Origin of the sequence: Pseudomonas reactans (assembly GCF_013385825.1) — a bacterium.
Lineage (GTDB): Bacteria > Pseudomonadota > Gammaproteobacteria > Pseudomonadales > Pseudomonadaceae > Aquipseudomonas > Aquipseudomonas reactans.
The window spans coordinates 80,119-106,021 of sequence record NZ_JACAPG010000014.1; the positions used below are offsets into that span (position 1 = coordinate 80,119).

Here is a 25,903-nt window from a genome sequence, read left to right on the forward strand (position 1 = left end):
GTGATGCTATCGCTGGCAAGCCAGCTCCTACAGGGATCGGTTTTCGCTGTCAGATTTTTGCCAAGGCTTGCGCCAGATCCGCGCGCAGATCCTCCACATCCTCAACCCCCACCGACAACCGCACCAACCCATCGCCAATCCCCAACTGCGCCCGAGTTGCCGCCGGGATGCTCGCATGGGTCATGATCGCCGGGTGTTCGATCAGGCTTTCCACACCGCCAAGGCTTTCGGCCAGGGCGAAGATCTTGACGTTTTCCAGGAAGCGCGTGGCGCCGGCCAGGTCGCTGTTCAGATCAATCGAAATCATCCCGCCAAACCCACGCATCTGTTTGCGCGCCAGTTCATGCTGTGGGTGAGACTTGAGGCCCGGGTAGTAAACCCGCGCTACTTGCGGTTGCTGCTCCAGCCAGGTGGCGAGGTCGAGGGCGTTGCTGCAATGGCGTTCCATGCGCAGTGCCAGGGTCTTCACGCCGCGCAGGGTGAGGAACGCGTCGAAGGGCCCGGCGATGGCGCCGACCGAGTTTTGCAGGAAGCCCAGGCGTTCAGCCAGTTCGGGGTTGTCGCCGACAATGGCGATGCCGCCGATCACATCGGAGTGGCCATTGAGGTATTTGGTGGTGGAGTGCACCACCACATCAAATCCCAGCTCCAGTGGGCGCTGGATCCACGGGCTGGCGAAGGTGTTGTCGGCCACGCAAATGATGCCGCGATCCCGGCAGATACGTGCGATGGCGCTGAGGTCGGTGAGGCTCAGCAGCGGGTTGCTTGGGGTCTCGACCCAGACCATGCGCGTGTCGTCTTGCAGGCTCGCTTCAAACGCCGACAAATCGCTCAGGTCAACAAAGCTGAAACGGTGCCCGGCGCTGCGTTGGCGCACTTTGTCGAACAGCCGGAAGGTGCCGCCGTACAGGTCATTGCCGGAGACGATATGGGCACCGGCATCCAACAACTCCAACACCGTCGAAATTGCCGCCAGCCCGGAAGCGAAGGCAAACGCCTGGCTGCCGCCTTCCAGGTCCGCCACGCAGCGTTCCAGGGCAAACCGCGTGGGGTTGTGGGAGCGCCCGTAGTCGAAGCCTTTGTGCACGCCGGGGCTGTCTTGCAGGTAGGTCGAGTTGGCGTAGATCGGCGGCATCAGCGCGCCCGTGGTCGGGTCGGGGGACTGTCCTGCATGGATCACACGGGTGGCAAACGCGCTTTTATCGGACTGACTCATGCAAGGGATCTCCGTAGGTGGTTGAGCAGGTCGACGCGGGTGATCAGGCCGTGGAAGCCTGATGCGTCGGCAATAATGGCGACCAGGCCGCGATCCAGCTCCGCCTGCAATTGCGCGAGGCTAGCGCTGGGGGCCAGGGTTTGCAGGGTGTCGGTCATGGCGCTGGAGACGATCATGGAAAAGTGCGTGGCGTCCTGGTGCAGGCCCAGCAGGATGTCGGATTCATCGATCACACCGACCAGTTTTTGACCGTCCACCAGCACGGGCAACTGCGAGACATCCGCCAGGCGCATGCGCTGGAAGGCGGTCAGCAGGGTGTCGTCGGGGCTTACGCTGATCACGCGGCCGTCCTCGAAGCGCCGCGCGATCAGGTCGCGCAGGTCGCCGTAGTGCTTGTAGTGCAGCAGGCCGGCGTCATTCATCCACTGGTCGTTGTAGACCTTCGACAGGTAACGGGTGCCGGTGTCGCAGACAAACGTCACCACGCGTTTGGGCTCGGTCTGTTCGCGGCAGTAACGCAGGGCGGCCGCGAGCAGGGTGCCGGTGGATGAACCGCCGAGAATGCCTTCGGCCTTGAGCAACTGCCGGGCGTGGTCGAAGCTTTCTTCGTCGCTGATGGAGTAGGCATGACGCACGCTGGACAGGTCGGCAATTGACGGAATGAAGTCCTCGCCAATGCCTTCTACCGCCCAGGAGCCCGGTGTTTCCATCTTGCCACTGCGGCTGTATTCGGCCATCACCGAACCCACCGGATCGGCCAATACCATCGCCAGTTCGGGTTGCACGCGCTTGAAGAAGCGCGTCAGGCCGGTGAGGGTGCCGGCAGAGCCGACGCCGACGACGATCGCGTCGACATCATGTTGGGTCTGTGCCCAGATTTCCGGCGCGGTGCTGGTTTCATGGGCCAGGGGATTGGCCGGGTTGTTGAATTGATCAGCGAAGAACGAGCCCGGAATGTCCTTGGCCAGCCGCGCGGCCACGTCCTGGTAATACTCGGGGTGGCCCTTGCCCACGTCGGAACGGGTGATGTGCACCTCGGCGCCCATGGCCTTGAGGTGCAGCACCTTTTCCGTGGACATCTTGTCGGGCACCACCAAGACCACCCGGTAGCCCTTGGCCCGGCCGACCAGCGCCAGGCCCAGGCCGGTGTTGCCGGCGGTGGCTTCGATAATAGTACCGCCGGGGCGCAAGCGGCCGTCGCGCTCGGCGGCGTCGATCATGGCCAGGCCGATGCGGTCCTTGATGGAACCACCGGGGTTCTGGGATTCAAGCTTGAGAAACAACGTGCAGGGGCCGGTATCGAACCGGCTGACCCGAACCAGCGGTGTGTTGCCGATCAGTTCGAGGACGGCAGGGCGGGAAAGCGTGGGCATGTCGTCACCTGAATACGAATGGGTTGGACAGCAAAAGGCAAAGCATGGGTTCGACGATAGGCCGGGATCGGTCCGGTCGCAACCGGACGGTCCGTTGGCTGTCTGTTTTTGGCGCATTAGCCGGTCGGGTTCAGTACCTGCTGCAAGCGCGTGACGACGGCGCTACTGGCGGCCTGCATGGGTGCGCGCATTTCGCTGCCGGTCAAGCCTTGCAGGGCCAGCGCGGCCTTCACCGGTGCTGGATTGGGCTCCATGAACAGCGTGTTGATCAGTGGCAGCAACTGGAAGAATGTCGCTCGCGCCTCAGCCAGTTGGTTGTCGCGCACTTGCTGGAAAAGCGCCACAAATTGCTCGGTGTGCAGGTGGGCCGAGGCCGCAATCGCACCGGTCGCGCCGAGGCACAGTGCGTTGAAAATCTGCACGTCTTCGCCACACAACACGTCCACGTCACCGCTGGCCAGCAGTGCAAGGGTGTTGCCCAGGTTGCCACCGCAATCCTTGATCGCTTTGATGCGCTCATGGGCGATGATGTTGAGCAAGGTCGCCTGCTCGAAAGTAGCGCCAGTGCGGTAGGGAATGTCGTAGAGAATGATCGGCACGCTGGAGGCATCGGCCACGGTGCGGAAAAACGCCTCCAAACCCGCTTGGGACGGCCGGATGTAACTCGGCGCCGGCACCAACAGCCCAGCCACCGGGCGTTGCAGGATTTCACGCTGGAAGTGCAGCAGCTCAATCTGGTTATAGCCCGCCAGGCCCATCACCACGCGGTGCGCCGGCACCCATTGCAACACCGCATCGAGCACCGCCAATTGTTCCTGACGACTCAGCGCCGCCGCTTCCCCGGTGGTGGTGCACACCATGATCCCGGCCACGTGCTGTTCCAGCAGGTGGCTGACCAGGCGGTGCAGGCCGATGAAATCAATGGCGCCGCCCTGGAACGGCGTGACCACGGGAACCCAGATACCTTGAAACGATGACATGCACTTTCTCCTGATGATTGACCGCTGGAGTCACCGTCAGAAGGGCAGAGGGAATTGTGCAAGGGAGGGAGACCGTCGCGCTCAATGTCCTGTCAGCTCATCTGACGGGACAGCGCGCCCCGGTCACATGAGCGACTGTTTCTTCGATTTGAGGGCGTGCGCAACGCAACCTTGCGCCTTGGCAATGGAGCCAATGGCGAAGAGGTTAACGGAAGACGTTGCAGACATGAGATGACACACCCTGAATAAGGCCTCCATCTTCATGGAATATTACGGAGTGTGTCAACGGGGTGTATTCGAGTTTATATGGCCGTCGCCGGATATGTGCGGGTCGCAAACGTCCTGCCGTGCTTTCAGCCAACCGGTAGTCTATTCGGACATTCCGGGAGAACCTCGATGATCCGACGCGCGTGTTTGGCCGCTTTGCTGACCCTGTCTGTGTCGACCGCCTTTGGCGCCTCGACCTACGATCATTTGTATGCCTTTGGCGACAGCTATTCCGACAATGGCGCGGGCGAAGCGCTTACCTCCCGGCTTGCCGCGCAGAAGGTCAAGGACGCCCAGGCACTGCCTGGCCCGCTGTACTGGAGGGGACGCTGGAGCAACGGCCCAACCGCCGTCGAAGGCCTGGCCCAGGCATTGAAGACACCGCTGACCGACTACGCCGTGGGCGGTGCCAAAAGCGGCCACGGCAACTACTACACGTGGCTGATGCCGACCCAGGACACCGGCGTGCTCGGCCAGGTAGCCGAGCACTTGCAGGCCGCCAAGTCCCACAAGGCCGACCCCAAGGCGCTGTATTTCATCTTCATCTCGGCCAACGATTTTTTCGAATGGGCCGACTTCTCCCATCCTGAAACCATCGAGGCCCTGAGCGAGTCGAGCCTGGCCAACATCCGCAACGCCACCGAGCAACTGGTGGCGGCGGGGGCCAGGCATGTAATGGTGGTGGGCACTACGGACCTCAGCCACGTGCCCGCCGTGGTGCAGGGCAACCAGGTCGACAACGCGAAGCACTACCAGCAATTGCTCGCACAGAAGCTCCCGGCCATATTGGCGCAGATTGGCGTTGCGAAGGTCACCTACTTTGATCACCTGGCGTTCAGCGACGCGCTACGCGCCAATCCGCAAGCCAATGGATTCACGGACCTGGACACACCGTGCCAGGCCACCTACCCGGACGTGAAACCGGTGTGCGCCAATGCCGATGCGCATTACTACTGGGACGAATGGCACCCCACCCGCAAGGTCCACGCCCTGGCGGCAAAGGCCATGCTCAAGGCATTGCCTTAGCCGGCTGCCACCGCCGCTTCAATGGCAGCGATGTCGATCTTCTTCATGGTCATCATCGCGTCAAAGGCGCGCTTGGCGACGGCCGGGTCCGGGTGGGTGACGGCGTCCGTTAGCACGCGTGGTGAGATCTGCCACGACAAACCCCACTTGTCCTTGCACCAGCCGCAGGCGCTTTCCTGGCCGCCGTTGCCGACGATGGCGTTCCAGTAACGGTCCGTCTCGGCCTGGTCGTCAGTGGCCACCTGAAATGAAAACGCCTCGGTATGGGGGAAGATCGGCCCGCCGTTGAGGCCGATGCAATGGATGCCCAATACGGTGAAGTCTACGGTCAGCACATCCCCCTGTTTGCCGGACGGGTAATCGCCGGGCGCCAGGTGCACGGCGTTCACTTTGCTGTCCGGGAAGGTCATGGCGTAGAAGGTGGCGGCCTCCAGGGCAGTGCCGTTGTACCAGAGGCAGAGGGTGTTTTTGCTTTTCATGGTCGGTCTCCACGGAAAATCCGTGCGTAGAGTCTAGACGGCCAGTTGCTGCTCGATGGCCCCCTTGTCGATAACCGACCACACGTGGGCAAATTTACCGTCCGCCACTTCGTAGAGCACATTTTCGTCGAACGTCACCTTGCGCCCATTGATCGGCAGCCCGAAGAACTCGCCCCTGGGCGTCACAGTGAAATTCAGGCGACTGGCAACCGTCGGCGGATCGGCCACCAGCAGTTGGATGCGGAACACCAGGTCCGGTATCTCACGAAAATCCCGTTCCAGCATCGCGCGGTAGCCGGTAAGGCCGACCTGTTCGGCGTTGTAGGTCACGTCCGGGTGCACGAAGTCACCCAAGCGCTGCCAATCCTGACGGTTCAGGCAGTCGATATAACCTTGGTAAAAGGCGGCGAGTTCGTCTCTAGTCATGTCTCAAGCCCTGCGCGCCATCAACAACACCGTCGCCGCTGCCGACAGCAATCCCGCGCAGCACCGATTGAAAATCCGCTTGCCCCGCGGCTCGGCAAACCAGCGCCGCATGTGCAGGCCCATATAGGCGTAGGCACTGATGGCGATCCACTCCAACGCCAGGAACATCGCGCCGAGCAGCGCGAATTGCGGAGTGATGGGCTCGCCGGGCACCACGAATTGCGGGAGGAAGGCGGTGAAGATCAGGATTGCCTTCGGATTGCCCGCCGCCACCAAAAACTCCTGCCGCGCCAACGCCCACAATCCCACCTTCGCTGTGGCCGAATCTGCCTCGGCCTCCGGATTAGCCCGCCACAACTGAAACGCCAGATAAAACAGATACGCCGCACCCAGGATCTTGATCCCGTAGAACAACAGCTCCGACGTTTGCAGCACCACCGCCAAACCCGCAGAGGCGAGAGCGATCATGCCGGCGAAGGCCAGCAAGCGGCCAATGCCGGCCAGGCATGAGGTGCGGTAGCCGTAGCGGGTGGAGTTGCTGACGGACAACAGGTTGTTCGGGCCCGGCGCCATGTTCAGGGCGAAGCAGGCGGGGAGGAAAAGGGCGAGGGTGGCGAGGTCCATGGCGGCTCCGGGTTCGCGGGGGCGGGGAGGTGTGAGGATAAGGGGAGTGGAAGTCGTTGGACAGCCTCAGCGGTTCATGTCTTGAGCTGTTTCGGCATTTGCGACACCGCCTGAGCGACTTCGGCGGCCATTTGTTCAGCACCCCGCATCCCGTCAATCCGTAAGACCGGCGCCGTTTGCTGTGACAGCCATGCCTCATGCCACGCCCGGTTGCGTCCTGAGAAATTCGGATCGTCGTATTGCGAAGCCCATTCCCGGAAGCCCACATGTATCGCGTGCATATCACCACCGGGTGCAATCCGCTCGCCAAAACGCGCCTTCTCGCGGGCGACCAGGCGTTCGAGGCGAACGGGCGTGGGTGTGACCACAAAGACAATCAGGTCGGCATCAGCAATCAGCGTGTCGCCCCAGACCATGCAGGAACCACTCAGCACCCAGCCGTCGTCACCGAGTGCTTGTTGCACCAGGGACACCCGGTCGCTGGGAGGTCGCTTGGTTGTGAAAGGCGGGTTTGTGGGCATCCAGTAAAAGTCATCGACGTCGACGTGTCGTATACCGAGCCGCGTGGCGAGGTTGTGACCCAGCGTGGTGACGCCTGCGCACGATGCACCTGTGATGTAGATCCGCATTTTTCCTCCATGAACACAAGCCGGGTCCCAGGTCAGGGAGATGTCCTGCCCAGGCAGTTCAGGGCAAAGGTGTCGGGGTGACGGTGTACCAACCCGAAGGGGTTTTGGCACACACCTGCGGCCTGAGCGGTGTTTCAACCGTGTTGTTGCCCTGAACGGAGAGTTGGCGAACGGCAATCACGCAACCGGCCTTGAACGTGCTGATTTTGACCATCTGCAGTTCCATTTCATAGTCTTTGCCGGGCTCGGGAATGAGTGTGACAGGCGCGGGAAAGCAGGACATTTGCGAACCGCCCATGGCGAAACCTGCAATAAAGGGTTTACCCGCCGCAATGACATGCTCGTCAAACACTTTGGGTGACTGGTTGATGGCTTTGCTTGCCTTGCTGGCAGGCATGCCAATCACGCTGTTCTGACTGTCAGTGGCCCTGAAAGGGTAGAGCCCCGCCGAGTCGACATGGGCTGTTTGCCATCCGGCTTCTTCGGGCGTTTTGGTCAGCAGGGACCCGTTGTAAAACGCCTCGCAAGTCTGGCCACTGAGGAAGCCCGCGTTGGTGGTGTCCCCCGTGATGAAACGGACGCGGGCTGAGTTGGCCGGGTCGTATTGGTTGATCTGGGTTTCGTTGCGAACGTCGGTTTTGGTGGTGGCGCAGCCGATAAGCGTCAAGCTGAACGCCAGGGGAAAGAGAAAACGCATGGTTAACCTTCAAGTCCTGTGATGGTTGGTGGGCGCAACCATACTATGAAGGGCGCGCCGTGGCTTGCGTTCAAATTGAAACCACCGGCGGCTTGGTTTACGGCTAGAGGCGCAGAGGGGTGGGGTTCTCCAGCCACGCAGCATGCAACTGCGGGAAATGCTTCTGCAGCCAATCGATAAAAACCTGCACCTGGGGCGCCAAATGAGTTCGGCTTGGGTACAGCAGCGACACCGGGCGAGGGGCTGGCCGATAGGGCCTTAATATCTCCACCAAAGCGCCGCTGTCCAGATGCTCGGCAACGGTTATACCGGGCGCCTGGATGATGCCGAAGCCGGACACGCCGCACTGCACATACGCGTTCGACTCGGTGACGGTGATGCCGGCATTACTGATAAATGTCCGGCTCTGTCCGTTGACCGAAAAGTGCCAAGGCAGTGTCCTGTTGCTCTGGCCGGATAAGAAGTTGACGCCTCGGTGGGCGGCCAGATCGTCGAGCGTTTCAGGCAGGCCATGCGTGTGCAAGTACTCAGGGGCTGCGCAGGTCACCATGGTTGCCAATGCGATAGGGCGGGCGATCAGGGTCGAGTCCGGCAAATCGCCGATACGCAACGCACAATCGATGCCTTCGCCTATCAGGTCAACGGCTCGGTCGGTGACGCCCAGCACGATGTTGATACCCGGGAACGCAGCGGTGAATCCTTTGAGACTTTTGATGAACTCCATTTGCGCGAAAGCAGTAGGAATATCAATGCGCAGACGGCCCACGAGTGTCGCTCCGCCGCGGTCGAACATCGTGGTCGCAGCGGAGATCTGCGCAAGAATGTCCTGCACGCGTTCATAGAACCGCTCGCCCTCGGCGGTCAGTGCGACCTTTCGCGTGGTGCGCTGGAACAGGCGCACGCCCAATGACGTCTCCAGTTCCTGGATATATCGAGTGACCTGGGGTCGACCGATGTCCAGCGATTCGGCTGCTTTTGTGAAGCTGCCGAGTTCGGCCAGGCGGGCGAATAGTCGCATCGATTGCAGCAATTCCATGATGTCTCCGATGCGCCCGAGTGAATCGAAGCGCTGCCAATGATTGTTGCTAAATAATAGAACAATCATGTCTTTTTCAGTGCATTTATTGCGCGCCTCTAATCACGAAAGATGTGTCAAAGGCGAACCGGCTTCGGTTGGCAACCATTAAATGGAGTGGGAGATTCATCATGAGAGCCTGGCAGTTAAAAGATTTCGGATTGGACAACCTGCAACTCGCAGAGGTAGCGACCCCTCAACCCAAGGCGGGCGAGCTTCTGGTCAAGGTTGGCGCGGTGTCGCTGAACTTTCGCGACAAGGCCATCGTTGATGGTATCTACGAGCCGCACAAGGTGCCCAAACTGCTGATCCCGGTCAGCGACGCGGCCGGCACCGTGGTCGCAGTCGGTGATGGTGTTACGCGCTTCAACGTTGGCGATCGGGTCAACTCGCACCTTTACTCGCGCTGGCTGGATGGCGAGCCAGGGCCAAACGAGCCGGACTACTGCTTCGGCTCGCCATTGCCTGGCGGCTTGGCTGAATACATGATCATCCACGAGGACAGCGCCGTGGCCGCACCCGCCAACATGACTGACGAAGAGGCGGCCACACTGCCCATCGCGGCACTGACCGCGTGGTACTCGCTGGTCGACTTCGGGCACATCCAGCCGGGTCAAACTGTGTTGGTCCAGGGTACCGGGGGCGTGTCCATATTTGCGGTGCAGATCGCAACAGCGCTGGGGGCGAAAGTGATCGCAACGTCGAGCAGTGACGAGAATCTTCAAGCGGTAAAACGTTTGGGCGCGGTCGCCGGCATCAATTACCGAACCTCGCCGAACTGGGCGGATGAGGTGCTTGGACTCACTGACGGCAAAGGCGTCGATCTGCTGCTCGATGTGGCCGGTGGCAGCGGCATCAACCAATCGGTCGCAGCAACCAAGGCCTCCGGACGTATTGCACAGATCGGCTTTTTGACGGGGTAGACCGTGGAACTCAACCTGATGCCGCTTATCTTCCGTCAGACCACCCTTCGCGGTATTGCCGTGGCGCCACGCTCATCCTTCGACCAGATGAATGTGTTCCTTGAACGACATGGTATTCGTCCCGTGATCGATAAGGTGTACCCGTTCGAAAAAGCGCGTGAAGCCTATGAGCATCTGGCGAAAGGTGCGTTCGGGAAGGTCGTCATCAAGGTCGATTGATAGGGGAGAAGGGGCGGTAGCCGAGAGCGCCGCCCCGATGTCGCAAAGAGACCTATTGATCAGCGTTCCAAACCGCCAGTTCATAGCCATCCGGATCGGTGAAGTGGAACCTGCGTCCACCCGGGAATGAAAATGTCTCGCGGGTGATGACAGCCCCCAGGGCTTTGAGTCGCTGCTGCGTGGCATCGAGATCATCGGCGTACAAAATAACTAACGGCCCACCCGGCCGAACCGGCTCCCCCGTGGTGAACCCGCCTGTCAGACGCCCATCGCTGAACTCGGTGTATGTGGGGCCGTAATCGACAAACGTCCAACCGAACGCGCCGCCGTAGAATGTTTTGCTGCGGGCAATATCGCTGACGTTGAATTCGATGTTGTCGATTTGCCGGTCTTTACCTTGAGTGCTCATGCTTGCCTTCCTGGCTGATCCTTTCGAGCGGCGAGTGTAGCGTGAACGCCAGCCTGCATGAAGACGGCAATCGTGCCTATGATGCACCCGACTACAGAACTGACCGGAGTGGACAGCGTGCTGAAGATTGGAATCCTGGGCGTCGGTGAGCTGACGGAGAAGGTAGTGATCGGCCTGCGGCGTAGCGGGTTTGACGGGCGGGTCTTGCTGTCTCCGCGTAACCACGAACGTGCGCAGCAACTCGCTGAACAGTGGGACTGTGACGTGATGGCCGACAATCAAGAGGTTGTCGATGGGGCGGACTTGTTGGTGTTGGGCGTGCGCCCGGAGGTGGTCGATCAGCTTTCAGATGAAGTGCAGCTCAGACCTGAGCAAACGCTGGTGTCGTTGGTGGCTGGATTGCAGCTGGCGGAGTTGCAACGTCGCTTCCCGCAGGCGCGCGTGGTGCGCGCCATGCTGTCCTATGCCGCGCAGATCAACCAGACAACCGTGGTCGTCACACCAGGCGGCGAACCCCACGCAACGCTGCTGGGCGCGCTTGGATCATTGGTTGTGTTGGACGAGGAAGAGGCGTTCGAACTGGCCACCGTCGCGGCCTGCATGAACGGTTGGTTCTATTTCTTCCTGAGCGATCTTCAGCAGTGGTTCACCGACAAAGGCCTGTCCAAAGACCAGGCCGCCCAACTGGTGATGGGCAACCTGCAAGACTGCCTGGCCAGCGTCCGCCACCAGCCATCCGTGAGTCTGGAAGCGTTGGGTAGCGCTATTGCCACGCCCGGCACCTTTACGGCAGCCGGGTTGGAGGTGCTCAGGAATAAGGGGGCGTCCCAGGCATGGAGGGCGGCGGCGGATGGGGTGCTTGAGCGGCTGCACAGGGGGAGTGAGCGGGAATGAAGCCTCGTGTCAGCGTCTCTTCATCCCCGTTCTAATTACCCCGCGACAGCCGGCACGGGTGTGTTGAGCAATTGCTGCTCCCACAGGTACGCAATGCCGCTACCGGCAGCATGCTGCTGAAGCACCTCGGTCAGTGCGCCGGCAGTCTCGCTGCGCGCCCAGTCGCGCTGCCATTCGGCGGCAATCGCCAGCCAGGTCATCATGTTCGCGCCGGCTGCAATCATGCGCTGGATGGCAACCTGATGGGCCTCGACGGAAACAGCGCCCGATGCGTCGGTGATCACGGTCACGTCCCAGCCTTCGCCGAGGGCTTGGATCACCGGCATGGCCACGCAGATTTCAGTCCACAGGCCCGCGATGACCAGTTGCTTGCGGCCAGTGGCTTTTACCGCGTCCACGACGTTCTGGTCTTCCCAGGTGTTGATGAGCGTACGGTCGATGACCGTTTGGCCGGGAAACACATCGGTGATTTGCGGGAAGATGAAACCGCCACGTTCGGCGATTACGCTGGTCAGGATGGTGGGTACGTTGAAGGCCTTGGCGGCTTTGGCTAGCGCCGTGGCATTGTTGACCACCATCTGCGGCTCATGACTGTTCAGGTTGGTGAGTTGGTAAGGCTGATGGTCAATCAGAACGAGTACCGAATCTTCCGGGCGAAGCAGCGAGTCAATGCCGTTACGAAAAGTCATTCATACATCCTTTGTTGTCGTTGTGAGCGGGATCAGCTATCAAGCAGTGCGCAGGTCGCCGCATTGCTTGTGGACAGCACTGTGCTTTTCTCTCACTCATTGCGGTAGTCGCGTGCGGTGGTTAGCTGTGTCGCTCAAAGGGGAACACTGATTTGGATATCGAAGAACTTCAGACCTTCGTGGAGGTTGCCGATGCGGGGGGCGTTTCGCCTGCTGCGGTGAGGCTTGGTGTGTCCAAGTCAATCGTCAGTCGCAGGTTGGCGCGCCTGGAAGCAGAACTTGGCGTGCAGTTGCTGGCCCGGTCTACGCGCGGCGCCGCGCTGACTGAGGCCGGCGCTACGTTTCGCGACTATGCCGCCAGGGTCTGCGCGGAAATGGACGTCGCCAGGGAAGCGATCCTGCCCGCCGGAGCGTTGCGAGGCCGCCTGCGAGTGGCCGCGCCGCTGTCTTTCGGCCCCACCCATTTTGCCCCCGTACTGGCGGAAATGGCCCGCCGACACCCGCAACTGCATATCCAGACCTGCTACAGCGATCGTTTTGTTGACCTCATCGCAGAGGGTTATGACTGTGCGATACGGGTCGGCTACCTGCAGGACTCCAACTTGATTGCACGCTGCATTGGCCTGATCAAGGGCAAACTGGTTGCGAGTCCAGGGTATATCAAGGCCCATGGTGCGCCGCAGAAGCCGGAGGAGTTGATCGCCCATCAAGCCCTGATGCAGAGCACCGAAGCCTGGCAATTTCTGGATGGCGACAAGGTCGTTGCGGTGCGTCCCCAGGGGCGCTTCAAGGCGGACAGCGGTGTGGCGTTGGTGGCTGCCGCCGTAGCCGGGCTGGGGATCGTGTACCTGCCCGATTGCCTCACCCACGACAGCCTGGCCAGCGGTGCGCTGGTGCCGATCATGACGGCGTATCCACCCCCTCCGGCAGGTGCCTACATGGTCCGGCCGGCAGGTCTGCATCCCGCCCGGAAGATTCGGATTCTTACCGAACTCCTGATCGAGTATTTCGGTACGTCTCCGCACTTTGCGGGGGATGTTGCCAGGTGAAGACTCTGGAGCCAGGCGTGGTTTACAGCCGGTGATGTTCCAGCAAGAAGTCCACAAACACGCGGATCCGCGCCGGCATGCTCGCGCCCCCGACAAACACCACATGGATCGGCTCCCTGTCGCCGGGGTTCCAGGATTCCAGCAGGCGCACCAGGTCACCGCGTTGCAAGTCTTCTGCCACCGTGAACTCGCCGATGCGTGCGATACCGGCGCCTAACCGCGCCAGTTGAGCGAGCGCTTCGCCACTGCTGCATTCGATATTGCCGTTTATCTTCAAAGAAAATTCCCGGCCGTCACGGGCGAAGGGCCAGTCGGATTGGGCACGGCGGAAGTTGAACCGCAGGCAGTTGTGTCGCAGCAAGTCGTTCGGTTCGAGCGGTGTGCCGTGTTGCTGGAGGTACGCAGGCGACGCCACCAGCGCCTGGCCGGTGTCACCGATGCGGCGCGCTGTCAGCGGGCTGTCTGGCAGGTCGCCAAAGCGGATCGCCACGTCAGCCTGGCCGCCGAGGATATCGACCACTTCGTCGCCCAAGGTCAGGTCGACCACAATGTTCGGGTAGCGGGCGCTGAACGCCGCCACCAACGGCACGATGGCCATGCGCCCGTGGCCCAGGGCCGCACTGATCCGCAGCCGGCCTTTGGGCGCGCCCTGGTCGGCGATGGCTTCCTCGACTTCGTCCATGTCGGCCAGGATGCGCCGGGCGCCGCGAAGGTACGCCTCGCCTTCGGCTGTGAAGGCGAGGGCGCGGGTCGTGCGAATCAACAGGCGAGTGCCCAGGCGCTGTTCCGTGCGTGCGATAACGCGGCTGACGGCCGAGGGCGTCAATCGTAATGCCCGCGCCGCCGCCGACAGGCTGCCTTCCTGCGCCACCATCGCGAATACCGCCATTTCGCCCGACCTGCCGTTGAAGTCCATTTTTGCCTCGCGCGCAAAGGTGATTGCCATTTAAACGGTCTAGTGCCGTTAAAGCGTTGATCGTAGCATTTGCGGCATAAATGAGGAGTCTTCCATGCGTATCAATCCACCCCTTGTAGCCCTTGCCGTCGGTGCCTTTGGCATTGGCGTCACTGAGTTCGCGCCCATGGGCATGTTGCCCACCATCGCCAATGACCTTGGCGTTTCGATTCCCACTGCGGGGCTGTTGGTCAGCGCCTACGCCCTGGGGGTATTGCTCGGCGCGCCACTGATGATCTTGACCACCGGCAAGATTCCCCGTCGTCACTTGCTGGTCGGGCTTATGGCCATTTTCACCCTGGGTAACGTGATGTCGGCGCTTGCAACCGGCTATTACGACCTATTGATCGCCCGCGTCATCACTTCACTCAACCACGGCGCGTTTTTTGGCGTCGGTTCCATCGTCGCGGCCAGTGTGGTCGCGCCGGACAAGCGTGCCGGCGCCGTCGCCGCGATGTTTATGGGCCTGACCCTGGCGACCATTGGTGGCGTGCCACTGGCGACCTGGTTTGGTGAACTGCTTGGCTGGCGTACGGCGTTCTGGGGCATTGGTGGATTGGGCCTGGTGACCATGGTCGCGTTGTGGTTCGCGCTGCCTAACTTGCCGCTGCCGAAAAGCGACGGTGTGCTGGCCGAGATCAAGGTGCTGGGGCGCGGTTCGGTACTGGCGGCGCTGGCCCTGACCGTGGTGGGTTCGGGGGCAATGTTCACCGTGTTTACCTATATCGCGCCGATCCTGAGCAACGAGACCCATGCGTCTACGCCATTTATTACCGCCATGCTGGTGTTGTTCGGCGTCGGGTTGACCCTGGGCAATATGTGGGGCGGCAAGGCGGCAGACCGTTCGATTGACCGGACCCTGATCGTCTCGTTGAGCGCACTGATCCTGGTCCTGCTGGCCTTTGCATTCCTGATGCGCTGGCCGATACCGGCTGCGGTGAGCATCCTCATCTGGGGCATCGCCAGCTTCGCCGTCGTGCCACCGTTGCAGATGCGTGTGATGGAAGCGGCCAAGGATGCGCCGAACCTGGCCTCGGCCGTAAACATCGGCGCCTTCAACTTCGGTAACGCGATTGGCGCCGCAGTAGGTGGCGCCGTGATCAACGCAGGGCTGGGCTATCCGGCGATTTCCCTGGCCGGCGCGGCGATGGCAGGTTTGGGGCTGTTGATGGTCGTGAGCTTCGCCTGGAGTTCCAGAACTCGCATGGCTGCGGCGGTTTAGCAGATGCGGACCAAAGGGTTCACTGCGGCGCCTTCAGAAAACGCTGCTCATGGTCTGGATGCGGCAACAGACACGTGTCGTACCGCCCGAAAATCCGATAGCGATTGCGTGCGATGCGGTCGTAAGCCCAATCCCGCAGCCCGCGCGGGATGATGCGCAACAGCAGCAATGGACGCCACGCGGCAGGCAGTTGCGCAATGATTTCGAACACGGCGTTCGAACGCATCCAGTAGTGGTGGTTACGAATGACCGCCAGGGTATCGAACTGATCCAGGGGCAACCCCGCCCAAGCCAGCAACGCCTGGCCCTCGGGGGATTGCACCGCCGCCAAGCGTATGCGTTGTTGGCGGTCATGACGGATCAGGAACCTCGCCCAACCATTGCACAGCTTGCACACGCCGTCGAACAGCACCACGGTTTCGCCAGGTTTGAGCAACGGCGCGGGGGAAGGGCGGGTTTGGGATACGGGCATGAGGGTGGGTCCAATCGGGCCGGTCTGGCCTGGATCATACCTGCGTTCAGCGGCTTCCACCCTCGCGCCGTTTACCTTGACAGCAACGGTGCGGTGCTTTTGTCCTCCGGCCCCACGTCATGCAAGGAAATCCGCGACGTCTCCGGCAACGCCAACCCACCCGCCAACGCCAGCAACGCGACGGCAATCAGGTAAAACGCCGGTGACAGATTGCTGCCCGTGGTGCTGATCAACCAGGTCGCCATCAACGGCGCGGTGCCGCCGAAGATCGTGTAGGCCAGGTTGTAGGTGATCGCCGAGGCGGTGTAGCGCGTGCGGGTCGGAAAGGTTTCCGACAACAAGGCGGCCGTGACCACGCCACACAGCACGGCCCCTACTGCCAACAGCATCACGCCGACGATGGAGGCCGCGAACGAGCCGGAGCTGGCCATCAGGAACGACGGATACACGACCACCATCAACAACACACAGGCGGTCATCACGGTGACACGACGGCCGACTCGATCCGAATACAACCCCGCCAGTGGGCAGATCGCCGCCGCGAAGATCAGCGCAATCAGCGACACCAGCAACGCCATCGCCCGACTCAAGCCGCCCGCCACTTGCAGATAGGTCGCAAAATACGTGGTGAACATATAAAACGACAGCGCCGTCAGTGACACAAAAGCGCCCAGGCAGCAGATCGCCGCACCATGGTTGCGCAGGGTTTCCTTGAGGGGGGAGTGGGCCACCGTGTGTTCTTCCTTCACGGCCTGGAAGGCGGGCGTCTCGTCCAGCTTCCAGCGCAGGTAAAGCCCCACCAGGCCGAGCGGCGCGGCGATCAGGAACGGCAGGCGCCAGCCCCAACTGCCCATGGCTTCTGCGGACAACGACGCTTCCAGCGCATACGCCACCACCGCGGCGGCGGCGAATGCGGAAAACGTCGACACCGGCACGAAGCTGCCGTACCACGCGCGCTTGTCACTGGGCGCGTGCTCCATCAGATAGGCACAGGCCCCGGCGTATTCGCCCCCGGCGGAGAACCCTTGGGCGCAGCGAATCAGCGACAACAGGATCGGCGCCGCAACGCCGATGGCGGCGTAGGTCGGCAGCAGGCCGATCAGGGTGGTGGCGCCGGCCATCAACAGAATGGTCATGGCCAGCGTGCGTTTGCGGCCGATGCGGTCGCCGAGCATGCCGAAGAAAATCCCGCCCAGTGGCCGGAAGGCAAACGCCACGGCAAACACGGCGAAGGTCTTGAGCAATGCCGCGCTGGCGTCACCACTGGGGAAGAATTGCTGGGCGATGGTGGTGGCGAGGAAACCGTAGACGGCGAAGTCGAACCACTCGACAAAGTTGCCGATGCCGGCGGCGATAATGACCTTTCGCAAAGTCTGGGGGCTGACCTGTTCGGTGGATGGGCTCGTCATGGGGGAGGCCTCGGGATAGGTGCGGGGATGACTGATTATCGGGGCAGGGGGTTGGGCGACGGGGTCCAAAAGAGTCGTCCGCGTAGTCAGCAGCGACTTGGTCGTGTTGGGGGGGGCAGGAATTGGGCCAGGTGAGGCAAGGCGCTTGTGCGCAACTGTGGTTAAGACTTTAACAATGGTTTACACCGCCGAATCGATGATGCCGGTAGGGTTTGTGGCTACTGGTAAACATGATGAGTACCCCATGCAGTCGAGCGACAATCTGTTGAATCCGGAGCTGATCCACATCCGGCGGCTGTTCACAACGCCTTTGGCCAGCATCCAATACCCGAATGCCGACACGCTCAACGCCGAGCTCAAAGCGCTCATCACCCAGCGCATGGCGCAGGATCAGAACGGCGCCCAGCGCAGCAACGATGGCGGCTGGCAGTCCGCGAACGATTTTCAGGCGTGGGGTGGAGACGCCTGCAGCGCGTTGGTGACATTCGCCACACAGTTCGCCACTGAACTGACCGCGGTTCATCACGAAGGCGTCGGATTAACCGTGCCCGGTTTCGAGTGGAAACTCAACGCGTGGCCAATGTGAACCAGGCGGGCCACAGCAATGCGCTGCATGGACACCCTGGCGCATTTTGGTCGGGCGTTTACTGGGTCGATGCGGGTGGTCGTGAAGAGGATGCCGCCGTCGGCGGCGACCTGGAATTCGTTGATCCACGCGGCATGGTGGCCTCGACCTACAATCCCGCCTTGCGCATGCGGGTCGAGGATTGCCTGACCGCCGGGTTCAGCAGCACCTGCGTTGCCAGCAGCGGGACATTGATCATGTTTCCGTCCTGGTTGATGCACTCGGTACGACGCTTTGAGGGGACGCGGCCGCGGATCTCCATCGCGTTCAACTTTGGGGTATGAGAGGCGGGCGGGCTGCCCCCATGACCTCCCGAATCACTTGCGCAAGTATCCGGATGCCTTCATCAATCTGCTGCACGGTAAGCCCGGCATAGCCGAGTATCAGGCTTGCCGGTCGTTCACCCGGCGTAGTGAACAGGGGTGATAGCGGATAAACACCGATCCCGCGCTCAAGCGCCATCGCTTGCAATGCGTGTTCATCCCGCGCATGCAGGTCGGGCAACAACAAGACGCCATGCAACCCGGCGGCCATGCCCTCCAGTTTTCCCAGGCCCGGTAGGTGGTGGTCGACGGCATCCAGCAGTGCCTTTCGACGGCCTTCGTTGTCACGGCGCAAGCGGCGTAGGTGGCGCTCGTAGGCGCCGCTGTCGATCAACGAGGCAAGCACGTTTTGCTCCCAGCGGGTTTCGTTGCGATCGGTCAACCGCTTGGCCTCGCGAAACACGCCCACCAGTTCGCGCGGCAGTACCAGGTAACCCAACCTCAGTTGCGGCGAAAGCGCCTTGGAGAAGGTGCCGACGTAGATCACGCGGGCCTCGGCATCCATCGATTGCAAGGCGTCGATGGGACGCTGGCCGTAACGGAACTCGCCACCGTAATCGTCTTCGATGATCCAGGCACCATGACGGCTTGCCCAGTTCAGCAGTTCGACGCGTCGCACGATGGACAGCACGGCGCCCATGGGGAATTGGTGCGACGGAGTGACGTAGGCCAACCGTGCGCGCGGGTCATCCGGCAACTGTTGTGTCTGCAAACCGGATGCATCCACCGGGATGGGCAAGGCCGTTGCGCCGGTGGCCTCGAAGCAATAGCGGGCCATGCGGTAGCCTGGGTCTTCGAAGATGAAGGCGTCGTCAGGGTTGAGCAACAAGCGGGCACACAGGTCGAGCCCTTGCTGGGAGCCGTGCACCACCAGTAGTTGCTCGGTATCGCAGGTCAAGCCACGGGCGCGGCGCAGGTAGCCTTGCAGCGCCTGGCGCAAAGCGGCTTCGCCTTCGGGCTGGCCGTAAGGCCGGGTAGGTTGGCGCTTGATCAGTTCGGCTCGATAGGCGCGGTTCCAGCCCAGTGCCGGAAAGTCCCGCGATGCCACCGCTCCGTATCGGAAGTCGATACGCGCGGTGGGAGAAACCATGTGATAGGGCGTGAGAGCGGCAACCCGCTGCCCATAGCGCGACAATGCGGGTGGCGGGCTGTCGGGGGGCACGGTGCCAACGACAGGCAGCGCAACGGCAAGGGCTGCGACCTTGGCGGCCTTGCCCACCGCGGTCACCACAAACCCTTCCGCAGCCAATTGCTCGTAGGCGGCGGTGACCGTGGTGCGTGAGACCCCAAGCGTCTCCGCCAGGGCGCGGGTGGAGGGCAGCTTGGCGTCGGGCGCCAGGGTGCCGTCCTCTATCTGCGCTCGCAGCTGGGTGTAGAGACGGCGTTCCGCGCCGCGCCTGGGGTTCGATAACTGGCCCATGGAAAAACCTCAAAACTGGTACTTTTTGCGGTGCCGGTGATGCGCGAGATTATGACGTCTCTTCTCTGCGAAATGAATGCACTCCATGGAACTTGAGCTGACAACCACGACGATCCTGGTGACCTTTGCCGGGGTCTTTTTGATCTGCTTTATGAAAGGCGCCTTTGGCGGCGGCTTTGCCATCGTCGGTATACCGCTGCTGTCGCTGGTGATGGACCCGATCACTGCCGGCGGCTTGCTGGCGCCGTTGTTCATCGCCATGGACCTGTTCGGCCTGCGCTATTGGAAACCGTCGACCTGGTCAAAGCCCGACCTCAGGTTACTCGTACCTGGGTTGGTGGTCGGGATTGGCGTTGGCTACCTGCTTTTTCGCGTACTGGATCACCGGGCGATTGCCATCGTGATGGCGGTGGTCACGCTGGTGTTTGTCGGCCTGTGGTTCAGGGCCGGGGGAAATGTCAGTGTGAAGCCGCGTTCAACACCGAAGGCCGTGGCCGCTGGGATTACCTCGGGAATCACCACCATGGTTGCGCATTCCGGTGGGCCACCGTTGGCGATGTACTTGCTGCCACTGGGCCTGAGCAAACAGGTTTACGCCGGAACCACCAGCCTGTTTTTCACCGTGGGCAATGTACTCAAGGCGATCCCCTGGTTGATCCTCGCCAGGCCGACCGGCAGCGTGTTGGGCCTGGCGCTTATCTGTTTGTTCGCCGTGCCCAGTGGCGTGTGGCTGGGCTGGCGGCTGCATGCGCGGTTGGATCAGCGCCAGCTCTATCGCGCCTGCTATGGCTTGCTGATTATCACGGCGATGAAGCTGTTGTGGGACGGGATTGGGGGCTACTGGGCCTAGGGGTGAAACCTGCGTCCCAACGCATCCAGCCGCACTGCAATCGGCGGTAGCTGCTCACTGCTGCGCGCCAGGGTTTCGACATCGTTGGCGGTGCTTTGCGCAATGCTCTGCACCGACTGCAACCGCCCGACAATCTCCAGGTTCGCGCTGGTCTGCTCACGAGTGGTGGTCACGATCCGGCCATTCAGATCGTCGATGTGCGCAATGTCGCTACCCACCGCGCGCAGCATGTCGACGGCCACCTGGCTGTCTTCCACGCAGCGCTCCACGCCTTGACGGCTGTCGTGCATGGCTTCCACCGCTTGGCGGCTGCCGTGTTGCAGGCCTTCGATGATGGTCTTGATTTCCTGGGTGGACACTGCCGTGCGCTGCGCGAGGCTGCGCACTTCGTCGGCGACCACGGCAAAGCCTCGGCCTTGCTCGCCGGCGCGGGCGGCCTCGATGGCCGCGTTGAGGGCGAGCAGGTTGGTCTGGTTGGCGATGCTGTTGATCACTTCGAGCACGGTGCCGATCTGCTCGGCTTGCACGGCCAGGCCCTGCACGGTTTCGTGGGTGCCGTTGAGGCGGGCGGCCAACTGCGTGATTTCCTGCTGGGCACGGCTGACGCTTTCCTGGCCGCGCAGGATCTGTTGGCTGGCCTTGCCGGCGTGGTCCACCGCTTGCTCGACGTGCACGGTGATGTGGCCCATGGCGTCTTCCATGCGCTGCATCGAGCCGGTCATTTGGGTGATCTCGGCCAATTGGTGCCGCGCGCCTTTTTCCAGGGTACCGCTGGCGCTGGCCAGTTCCTGGCCGAGTTGGCCGAGGCCGTGGGAGTCGCGGGCGACGCCGTCGATCAGGTGCGTGATCTGTTGCAGGAAGTGGTCGAAGCGCTTGGCCAACGACACATGCACCTTGCCTTCGCCTTGGGTGGTTTGCGCGCTGAATTGGGACGTGACTGCGAGCATCTTCTCCAGCATTTCCTGGCTCTCGACCGCTTCGGCCTGGCTGTGCACGGCAAGGTAGAGCAGCGCGACGGTTTCCATCACCACGTAGAACGCATGGACGAACACCATGGTCCAGCCGCCATGATGTTCCATCACAAACACCGGAAAGCCTTGGTGTTGCAGGGCATGGAACACCACGTGATGCACGGCGATGGTGGCGGCGGCGACCAGGATCGGCAGCCAGTCACGATAAAACGTCAGCACCGCCAACAGCGCGAAGATCCCGAAGTGCGATTCGATCACGCCCTGGGCCTGGTTGATGTGCAGTGCCGCCATGACCATCAGGCCCGCGCCGAGGGCGCAACGCATCACGCGGGTGCCGCCTATGGCACGGTACAGCGCCGTGAGCACCACGCTGGTGCCGCCGCCGATTACGGCGGCTTGCATCAAGGTGTCGTGCCAGAACGCCAAGCCCAGGGAGAACAGGAACATCAACCAGATCAACGCCAGCATGATGCGGTCGGCTTTACGGTAGTGCTCGAAAAAACGCGCGCGGGTGGGCATGCACACTTACTCCCTGTGGTCTGGCCGAATCAAAATGAGGGGCAGGGTGGAGCGAATCAGGTGTTTTTGGTTTTTATTGGATTCAGTGATGCCAAACGGTTATCGGCATGAGGGGGCGGGACTTGAGGAACGGCTACCCTGGCGGGTAGCCGTTGATCGGATCACGATCAGAAGCTGTATTTGGCTGTGACACCAAAGCTGCGCGGGTTGCCGTAGGTGTCGGTCGAACCCCAGATCGGGCTGGTGGCGATGGCTGAGTAGTAGGTGCGGTCGAAAATGTTGTTCACGTTCAACTGCAGGTCCAGGTGTTTGTTCACCTGGTAACCGGCCATCACGTCGGCAACGGCATAACTGCCTTGTTCCAGGCGATAGGTATTGCTGTTGGCAAGCACCACATCGTTGTACATGCGGCTCTGCCAGTAGACGTTGCCACCGATGCGCAGTTTTTCCAGTGGGCCCTGGAAGCGGTAAGAGGTGGTGAGCTTGAACAAGCGTTCCGGGGTGTCGGTGTCGAAACGCTGGTTGTTGTTGGCTGGTTTGGTGTCCTTGATGTAATGCGCGCGGGTGTAGGTGAACCCGCCGCCGACCTGCCAGTTTTCGGTGAGTGCACCTTGCAGCTCAAGGTCTATGCCTTGGCTACGTACCAGGCCGGAGGCTTCGTAGCAGGCCATGATCGGGCAACCGGCTTGGCTCTCGGGCAGGGTCGCACGGTTTTTCTGGTCGATCTGGAACACCGCCAGGCTGGCGTTGAGCGCGCCGTTGAAGTATTCGCCCTTGATACCGACTTCATAGTTTTCACCGACGATAGGCTTCAGCGGCTTGTCCGAGAAGTCGCGGCTGGTCTGCGGTGTAAAGATGTCGGTGTAGCTCGCGTAGACGGAGTACTGGTCGTTCAGGTCGTAGATCACACCGGCGTAGCGCGTGAGGTTACGGGTGACTTTGTAGTCGCCGTCGCCTTGGCGGTCATCGTAGTCATACCAGTCTACGCGCGCGCCGAGGATCACCTTGAGCGGGTCTGCGAGGTTCAGGCGGGTGGTCAGGTAAACGCCATCCTGGGTGGTGATGCTGTGGCCTTTGCCGTCACGTACGAAGTCCGGTTTTGCCCCGTTGAGCGGGTAATTGGTGTCGTAGGGGCTGTATTCCTTGGACGTGGCGTCGTAGATGCGCTTGCTGGTGCCGACCACCACTTCATGGGTGCGCCCGAACGCTTCGACCGGGCCGCTGAGGAACGTGTCCAGGCCGTACTGTTTGTCGTCCTGGTGCGATTGATAGGCGGTGCGCGCCAGTGTGGTCTGGTAGCGCGACTGGTAGGTGCCGGTGAACACGCCATCCAACTGTGAGGACGAGCCCGCGATGTGCAGCTTCCAGTCGTTGGCGAAGCGATGTTCGATATCACCGAAGACGGTGTCGATGGTCAGCTTCTTGTTTTCCCAGTCGGAGCCGGGGTTGGTGGAGCGGGGCAGGTTCAGGTGATGACCGTCGGTGCCGATGGGCAGGCCGCCCCAGAAGAAGTTGGTCTGGTCTTCCTGGCGCGAGAAACCCAGGGTGGCGGTGGTGTTTTCGCTGAGGTCAGCTTCGCCGATGGCGTAGAACAGGCCGTGGTCGCTTTCTTCGCCTTTGCGGAAACTGTTGGCGTCGCGGTAGGAGCCGACGACGCGGCCACGCAGGGTGCCGCTGTCATTCAAGGCGCTGGAGGCGTCGAATTCGCCGCGATAATCGTCCCAGCTGCCGGCGGCACCGGTGATCGATACCTGCGGCGTGGCGGTCGGGCGCTTGCGCACAAAGTTGATCGCCGCCGAAGGGTTGCCGGCGCCAGTGACCAGCCCGGTTGCGCCGCGAATCACCTCCACACGGTCGAACATCGCCAGGTTGGGCTGCACGCTGTTGGCGTAGCCGGAATAGGAACTGGGAATGCCGTCGAACATCATGTTGTCGATGTCGAAGCCACGCGAGCTGTACGTTTGACGGCCAGGACCGCTGGATTGGCTGAGGAACAGGCCGGGGGTGTTCTTGACCACGTCGTTGACGCTGGTCATGGCCTGGTCGTCCATGCGCTGGCGGGTGATGACCGTGACGGCCTGGGGTGTTTCACGCATGGTCAGCGGGAGTTTGGTGGCGGTCGCCATCTCGCCGGTGGTGTAGGACTGGGTGCCTTCGGTGGTCTGGCCCAGTTGTTCCGTGCTGATCTGGGTGGCACCCAGCTCCAGTGGGGCGGCTTTTTCCGCCTCAGCGGCAAAGGCCGCCGTTGAACTCGCAAGGCAGACGGCCAACGCCATCAGACTGGGTGAAAAACCTTTGCCGCCGTGTTGTTGCACAGACATGGAACTGACTCTCCCCGAATGCCGTCCATGGCGAATAATAAAGGTGTTGATAATTATTCGCATCAGTGTGGCAGATTGAGCTTCCGGGAAAAAGCCTTTAATGAGAATCAGTTAATGAATTTTTCACATTTGATTAGCAGCGATTTGCCACCTCGCCCCTCAAAAACGTGACCTTGTTGGTCACTATTCACGCGTTGGAATCGCCACCCGACTCGTCGCCTTGACTTCCCTCAGCGCCAGACTCGACTGAATCGACGCAATCCCCAACTGCCGCCGCAACACGCTCTCGACAAACTCGCTGTAGCTGTCCAGGTCTTCCGCGAGGACCTGCAACAGGTAATCCGCATCGCCGGTGATCTTATGGCACGACAGCACCTGCGGCAGCTCCTTCACCACGGCTTCAAACGCATCCGGCGCGTGATCGGTGTGGATGGCGAAACGCACATGCACGAACGCCATGATGTTCAACCCGAGCAGCTTGCGATCAAGATTGGCCTGGTAGTCTTTGATGACACCTTCCTCTTCCAGGCGTTTACGCCGACGCCAGCAGGGCGTGAGGCTCAGGGATAAACGTTCGCTCAACTGCGCATTGGAAATACTCGCGTCTTCCTGCAGTAGCGCGAGGATGGCGAGATCGGTGTCGTCAAGAACGACCTGCTTGGTTTTATTTTTCATAACTCGGCGCTTTAGGGGTAAATATTCCCGATAAAACTAACAGCGTCGCAAATAAAAGCAAAGAAAGCCCAAGGCTGCCAGAACAAAATAGACCCTGTCTTTTACTGGCGGATGCCCACCCATGTTGACTGTTTTTAGCGAAGCCCACCGTTTGCACCATGGCACCGAACTCAAGGACGGCGTGCTCAAACCCTCGTTCGAACAACCCAGCCGCGCCGACACCGTGCGTGATCGCGTCAGGCAGGTGGGCCTGGGCGATATCATCACGCCGCGCCGCTTTGACCGGGCCTGTTACGTCAACGCCCACAGCGAACGCTACGTGGCATTCCTCGAGTCGGCCTGGGCCGAATGGACCGCCATTGGCCGCAGTCATGACGCATTGCCCCTGGTGTGGCCGGTGCGTGACCTGGCCAACCATCAAGTCCCGGACTTCATCGACGGCAAGCTCGGTTTCTTCGCCATGGACGCCGGCTCGCCGATTACCCGCACCACCTGGGATGCGGTCAGAACCAGCGCCGATATCGCCTTGACCGGCCTGGCGCTGATCGACGAAGGCCATCACAGTGCATTCGCCCTTTGCCGTCCACCCGGTCACCACGCAGCCCGCGAATACATGGGCGGTTATTGCTACCTCAACAACGCAGCGATTGCCGCGCAGCAGGCTATTACTCAAGGCGCCAAGCGCGTGGCGGTGCTGGATGTGGATTTTCATCACGGCAACGGCACGCAGAATATTTTCTACGATCGCCCGGACGTGTTGTTCGTTTCCTTGCATGGCGATCCGGCAGTCTCTTACCCTTACTTTTCCGGTGCCGCCAGTGAACGCGGCGCGGGCGCAGGGGAGGGCTTCAACCTGAATTATCCGTTGCCGAAAAACACCACGTGGGCGCACTACCAGACCGCTTTGATCAATGCGTGCCTGCAACTGCGCGACTTCGCGCCCGAGGTGCTGGTGATCTCCCTCGGCGTCGACACCTTCAAGGACGACCCCATCAGCCACTTCCTCCTCGACAGCCAAGACTTCCTCGGCATGGGCGAAATCATCGCCAGCGTCGGCGTGCCCACCCTGTTCGTGATGGAAGGCGGCTACATGGTCGATGAAATCGGCATCAACGCCGTCAACGTGCTGCACGGTTTCGAAAGCCGCACCCGATAACAACAACCCG

24 protein-coding genes and 2 pseudogenes are annotated in these 25,903 nt (G+C 61.4%); 8 read left to right on the top strand and 18 right to left on the bottom strand.

All coding sequences use genetic code 11. From position 1 onward, the window contains the following. Window positions 1-49 precede the first annotated feature (49 nt). The 3 genes from HX868_RS16870 to dapA all read right to left on the bottom strand — a co-directional run bounded on the left by HX868_RS16870 (window position 50) and on the right by dapA (window position 3,569). Window positions 50-1,216 (bottom strand): cystathionine gamma-synthase, encoded by a 1,167-nt coding sequence (locus HX868_RS16870; protein ID WP_177003650.1) that lies wholly within the window; start codon window positions 1,214-1,216, stop codon window positions 50-52. Further along, on the bottom strand, window positions 1,213-2,589 hold the full coding sequence (locus HX868_RS16875) for a pyridoxal-phosphate dependent enzyme (protein WP_177003651.1): 1,377 nt from the start codon (window positions 2,587-2,589) through the stop codon (window positions 1,213-1,215). Before HX868_RS16875 ends, HX868_RS16870 begins: the two co-directional genes overlap by 4 nt. Before the next feature lie 116 nt (window positions 2,590-2,705). Beyond that, the gene (gene dapA / locus HX868_RS16880; protein WP_177003652.1) at window positions 2,706-3,569 is read right to left on the bottom strand and encodes a 4-hydroxy-tetrahydrodipicolinate synthase; all 864 of its coding nucleotides are present in this window, start codon (window positions 3,567-3,569) and stop codon (window positions 2,706-2,708) included. Between the two features lie 396 nt (window positions 3,570-3,965). Between dapA and HX868_RS16885 the strand changes: the two genes are divergently transcribed. Beyond that, a complete protein-coding gene (locus tag HX868_RS16885) occupies window positions 3,966-4,862 on the top strand; it encodes an SGNH/GDSL hydrolase family protein (RefSeq protein WP_177003653.1) in 897 nt (298 codons plus the stop codon). On the opposite strand, the gene HX868_RS16890 is transcribed toward HX868_RS16885, so the two are convergent. The 6 genes from HX868_RS16890 to HX868_RS16915 form a co-directional block, all read right to left on the bottom strand. Then, window positions 4,859-5,341 carry a VOC family protein gene (locus tag HX868_RS16890; RefSeq protein WP_016979938.1) on the bottom strand — a complete coding sequence of 161 codons (483 nt, stop codon included), beginning with the start codon at window positions 5,339-5,341 and terminating at the stop codon, window positions 4,859-4,861. The genes HX868_RS16885 and HX868_RS16890 overlap by 4 nt on opposite strands. Before the next feature lie 33 nt (window positions 5,342-5,374). Beyond that, entirely contained in the window at window positions 5,375-5,767 is a 393-nt protein-coding gene (locus HX868_RS16895; RefSeq protein WP_177003654.1) for an ester cyclase, read from the bottom strand. Between the two features lie 3 nt (window positions 5,768-5,770). Next, on the bottom strand, window positions 5,771-6,391 hold the full coding sequence (locus HX868_RS16900; RefSeq protein ID WP_177003655.1) for a LysE family translocator: 621 nt from the start codon (window positions 6,389-6,391) through the stop codon (window positions 5,771-5,773). A gap of 74 nt (window positions 6,392-6,465) precedes the next feature. Then, window positions 6,466-7,020: an ATP-binding protein gene (locus tag HX868_RS16905; RefSeq protein WP_177003656.1), complete on the bottom strand. Its 555-nt coding sequence runs from the start codon at window positions 7,018-7,020 to the stop codon at window positions 6,466-6,468. 58 nt (window positions 7,021-7,078) lie between these two features. Beyond that, window positions 7,079-7,717, bottom strand: a complete 639-nt coding sequence (locus tag HX868_RS16910; protein ID WP_177003657.1) for a hypothetical protein — start codon at window positions 7,715-7,717, stop codon at window positions 7,079-7,081. Window positions 7,718-7,820: 103 nt separating this feature from the next. Next, entirely contained in the window at window positions 7,821-8,753 is a 933-nt protein-coding gene (locus HX868_RS16915) for a LysR family transcriptional regulator (RefSeq protein WP_177003658.1), read from the bottom strand. A gap of 170 nt (window positions 8,754-8,923) precedes the next feature. Between HX868_RS16915 and HX868_RS16920 the strand changes: the two are divergent. Next, a pseudogene (locus tag HX868_RS16920) lies at window positions 8,924-9,934 on the top strand (zinc-dependent alcohol dehydrogenase family protein). A 52-nt stretch (window positions 9,935-9,986) separates the two neighbouring features. On the opposite strand, the gene HX868_RS16925 reads toward HX868_RS16920, so the two are convergent. Beyond that, window positions 9,987-10,343: a VOC family protein gene (locus tag HX868_RS16925; protein ID WP_033896551.1), complete on the bottom strand. Its 357-nt coding sequence runs from the start codon at window positions 10,341-10,343 to the stop codon at window positions 9,987-9,989. Window positions 10,344-10,460: 117 nt separating this feature from the next. On the opposite strand from HX868_RS16925, the gene HX868_RS16930 reads away from it, so the two are divergent. Further along, complete coding sequence (locus tag HX868_RS16930; RefSeq protein ID WP_343048254.1) at window positions 10,461-11,237, top strand: NAD(P)-binding domain-containing protein; 777 nt, start codon at window positions 10,461-10,463, stop codon at window positions 11,235-11,237. A gap of 35 nt (window positions 11,238-11,272) precedes the next feature. On the opposite strand, the gene HX868_RS16935 is transcribed toward HX868_RS16930, so the two are convergent. After that, window positions 11,273-11,926, bottom strand: coding sequence for a hydrolase (locus HX868_RS16935; RefSeq protein WP_095016424.1), 654 nt, complete (start codon window positions 11,924-11,926; stop codon window positions 11,273-11,275). 152 nt (window positions 11,927-12,078) lie between these two features. On the opposite strand from HX868_RS16935, the gene HX868_RS16940 reads away from it, so the two are divergent. After that, window positions 12,079-12,975: a LysR family transcriptional regulator gene (locus HX868_RS16940; RefSeq protein ID WP_177003659.1), complete on the top strand. Its 897-nt coding sequence runs from the start codon at window positions 12,079-12,081 to the stop codon at window positions 12,973-12,975. Between the two features lie 22 nt (window positions 12,976-12,997). Here the strand turns inward: HX868_RS16940 and HX868_RS16945 are convergent, their stop codons facing one another. Further along, window positions 12,998-13,891, bottom strand: coding sequence for a LysR family transcriptional regulator (locus HX868_RS16945; RefSeq protein WP_177004052.1), 894 nt, complete (start codon window positions 13,889-13,891; stop codon window positions 12,998-13,000). A gap of 94 nt (window positions 13,892-13,985) precedes the next feature. On the opposite strand from HX868_RS16945, the gene HX868_RS16950 reads away from it, so the two are divergent. After that, entirely contained in the window at window positions 13,986-15,152 is a 1,167-nt protein-coding gene (locus HX868_RS16950; protein ID WP_177003660.1) for an MFS transporter, read from the top strand. A gap of 19 nt (window positions 15,153-15,171) precedes the next feature. Here the strand turns inward: HX868_RS16950 and HX868_RS16955 are convergent, their stop codons facing one another. Next, a complete protein-coding gene (locus HX868_RS16955; protein ID WP_177003661.1) occupies window positions 15,172-15,624 on the bottom strand; it encodes a thiol-disulfide oxidoreductase DCC family protein in 453 nt (150 codons plus the stop codon). A 71-nt stretch (window positions 15,625-15,695) separates the two neighbouring features. After that, a complete protein-coding gene (locus HX868_RS16960) occupies window positions 15,696-17,033 on the bottom strand; it encodes an MFS transporter (protein WP_177003662.1) in 1,338 nt (445 codons plus the stop codon). Between the two features lie 244 nt (window positions 17,034-17,277). Here HX868_RS16960 and HX868_RS31260 point away from each other — a divergent pair. Next, a pseudogene (locus HX868_RS31260) lies at window positions 17,278-17,942 on the top strand (TIGR02466 family protein). On the opposite strand, the gene pdxR reads toward HX868_RS31260, so the two are convergent. Next, on the bottom strand, window positions 17,926-19,401 hold the full coding sequence (gene pdxR / locus HX868_RS16970) for a MocR-like pyridoxine biosynthesis transcription factor PdxR (RefSeq protein ID WP_177003663.1): 1,476 nt from the start codon (window positions 19,399-19,401) through the stop codon (window positions 17,926-17,928). The pseudogene HX868_RS31260 and the gene pdxR overlap by 17 nt on opposite strands. An 85-nt stretch (window positions 19,402-19,486) precedes the next feature. Between pdxR and HX868_RS16975 the strand changes: the two genes are divergently transcribed. Beyond that, window positions 19,487-20,251 carry a sulfite exporter TauE/SafE family protein gene (locus HX868_RS16975; protein WP_177003664.1) on the top strand — a complete coding sequence of 255 codons (765 nt, stop codon included), beginning with the start codon at window positions 19,487-19,489 and terminating at the stop codon, window positions 20,249-20,251. Here HX868_RS16975 and HX868_RS31030 read toward each other — a convergent pair. From HX868_RS31030 to HX868_RS16990, 3 genes are all read right to left on the bottom strand, one after another. Beyond that, window positions 20,248-21,741 (bottom strand): methyl-accepting chemotaxis protein, encoded by a 1,494-nt coding sequence (locus HX868_RS31030; protein WP_177003665.1) that lies wholly within the window; start codon window positions 21,739-21,741, stop codon window positions 20,248-20,250. The genes HX868_RS16975 and HX868_RS31030 overlap by 4 nt on opposite strands. 167 nt (window positions 21,742-21,908) lie before the next feature. Beyond that, window positions 21,909-24,062, bottom strand: coding sequence for a TonB-dependent siderophore receptor (locus tag HX868_RS16985; protein WP_095016417.1), 2,154 nt, complete (start codon window positions 24,060-24,062; stop codon window positions 21,909-21,911). A gap of 183 nt (window positions 24,063-24,245) precedes the next feature. Continuing rightward, the gene (locus HX868_RS16990) at window positions 24,246-24,737 is read right to left on the bottom strand and encodes an Lrp/AsnC family transcriptional regulator (RefSeq protein WP_016978088.1); all 492 of its coding nucleotides are present in this window, start codon (window positions 24,735-24,737) and stop codon (window positions 24,246-24,248) included. Between the two features lie 121 nt (window positions 24,738-24,858). Here HX868_RS16990 and HX868_RS16995 point away from each other — a divergent pair, with 121 nt between their 5' ends. Next, window positions 24,859-25,893: a histone deacetylase family protein gene (locus HX868_RS16995; RefSeq protein ID WP_177003666.1), complete on the top strand. Its 1,035-nt coding sequence runs from the start codon at window positions 24,859-24,861 to the stop codon at window positions 25,891-25,893. The last annotated feature ends 10 nt before the right edge of the window (window positions 25,894-25,903 follow it).

Bases quoted from the DNA above. Each gene is read 5' to 3' on its own strand.
- HX868_RS16870 (WP_177003650.1), bottom strand. From the start codon at position 1,216: ATGAGTCAGTCCGATAAAAGCGCGTTTGCCACCCGTGTGATCCATGCA.
- HX868_RS16875 (WP_177003651.1), bottom strand. From the start codon at position 2,589: ATGCCCACGCTTTCCCGCCCTGCCGTCCTCGAACTGATCGGCAACACA.
- dapA (WP_177003652.1), bottom strand. From the start codon at position 3,569: ATGTCATCGTTTCAAGGTATCTGGGTTCCCGTGGTCACGCCGTTCCAG.
- HX868_RS16885 (WP_177003653.1), top strand. From the start codon at position 3,966: ATGATCCGACGCGCGTGTTTGGCCGCTTTGCTGACCCTGTCTGTGTCG.
- HX868_RS16890 (WP_016979938.1), bottom strand. From the start codon at position 5,341: ATGAAAAGCAAAAACACCCTCTGCCTCTGGTACAACGGCACTGCCCTG.
- HX868_RS16895 (WP_177003654.1), bottom strand. From the start codon at position 5,767: ATGACTAGAGACGAACTCGCCGCCTTTTACCAAGGTTATATCGACTGC.
- HX868_RS16900 (WP_177003655.1), bottom strand. From the start codon at position 6,391: ATGGACCTCGCCACCCTCGCCCTTTTCCTCCCCGCCTGCTTCGCCCTG.
- HX868_RS16905 (WP_177003656.1), bottom strand. From the start codon at position 7,020: ATGCGGATCTACATCACAGGTGCATCGTGCGCAGGCGTCACCACGCTG.
- HX868_RS16910 (WP_177003657.1), bottom strand. From the start codon at position 7,717: ATGCGTTTTCTCTTTCCCCTGGCGTTCAGCTTGACGCTTATCGGCTGC.
- HX868_RS16915 (WP_177003658.1), bottom strand. From the start codon at position 8,753: ATGGAATTGCTGCAATCGATGCGACTATTCGCCCGCCTGGCCGAACTC.
- HX868_RS16925 (WP_033896551.1), bottom strand. From the start codon at position 10,343: ATGAGCACTCAAGGTAAAGACCGGCAAATCGACAACATCGAATTCAAC.
- HX868_RS16935 (WP_095016424.1), bottom strand. From the start codon at position 11,926: ATGACTTTTCGTAACGGCATTGACTCGCTGCTTCGCCCGGAAGATTCG.
- HX868_RS16945 (WP_177004052.1), bottom strand. From the start codon at position 13,891: ATGGACTTCAACGGCAGGTCGGGCGAAATGGCGGTATTCGCGATGGTG.
- HX868_RS16950 (WP_177003660.1), top strand. From the start codon at position 13,986: ATGCGTATCAATCCACCCCTTGTAGCCCTTGCCGTCGGTGCCTTTGGC.
- HX868_RS16955 (WP_177003661.1), bottom strand. From the start codon at position 15,624: ATGCCCGTATCCCAAACCCGCCCTTCCCCCGCGCCGTTGCTCAAACCT.
- HX868_RS16960 (WP_177003662.1), bottom strand. From the start codon at position 17,033: ATGACGAGCCCATCCACCGAACAGGTCAGCCCCCAGACTTTGCGAAAG.
- pdxR (WP_177003663.1), bottom strand. From the start codon at position 19,401: ATGGGCCAGTTATCGAACCCCAGGCGCGGCGCGGAACGCCGTCTCTAC.
- HX868_RS16975 (WP_177003664.1), top strand. From the start codon at position 19,487: ATGGAACTTGAGCTGACAACCACGACGATCCTGGTGACCTTTGCCGGG.
- HX868_RS31030 (WP_177003665.1), bottom strand. From the start codon at position 21,741: ATGCCCACCCGCGCGCGTTTTTTCGAGCACTACCGTAAAGCCGACCGC.
- HX868_RS16985 (WP_095016417.1), bottom strand. From the start codon at position 24,062: ATGTCTGTGCAACAACACGGCGGCAAAGGTTTTTCACCCAGTCTGATG.
- HX868_RS16990 (WP_016978088.1), bottom strand. From the start codon at position 24,737: ATGAAAAATAAAACCAAGCAGGTCGTTCTTGACGACACCGATCTCGCC.
- HX868_RS16995 (WP_177003666.1), top strand. From the start codon at position 24,859: ATGTTGACTGTTTTTAGCGAAGCCCACCGTTTGCACCATGGCACCGAA.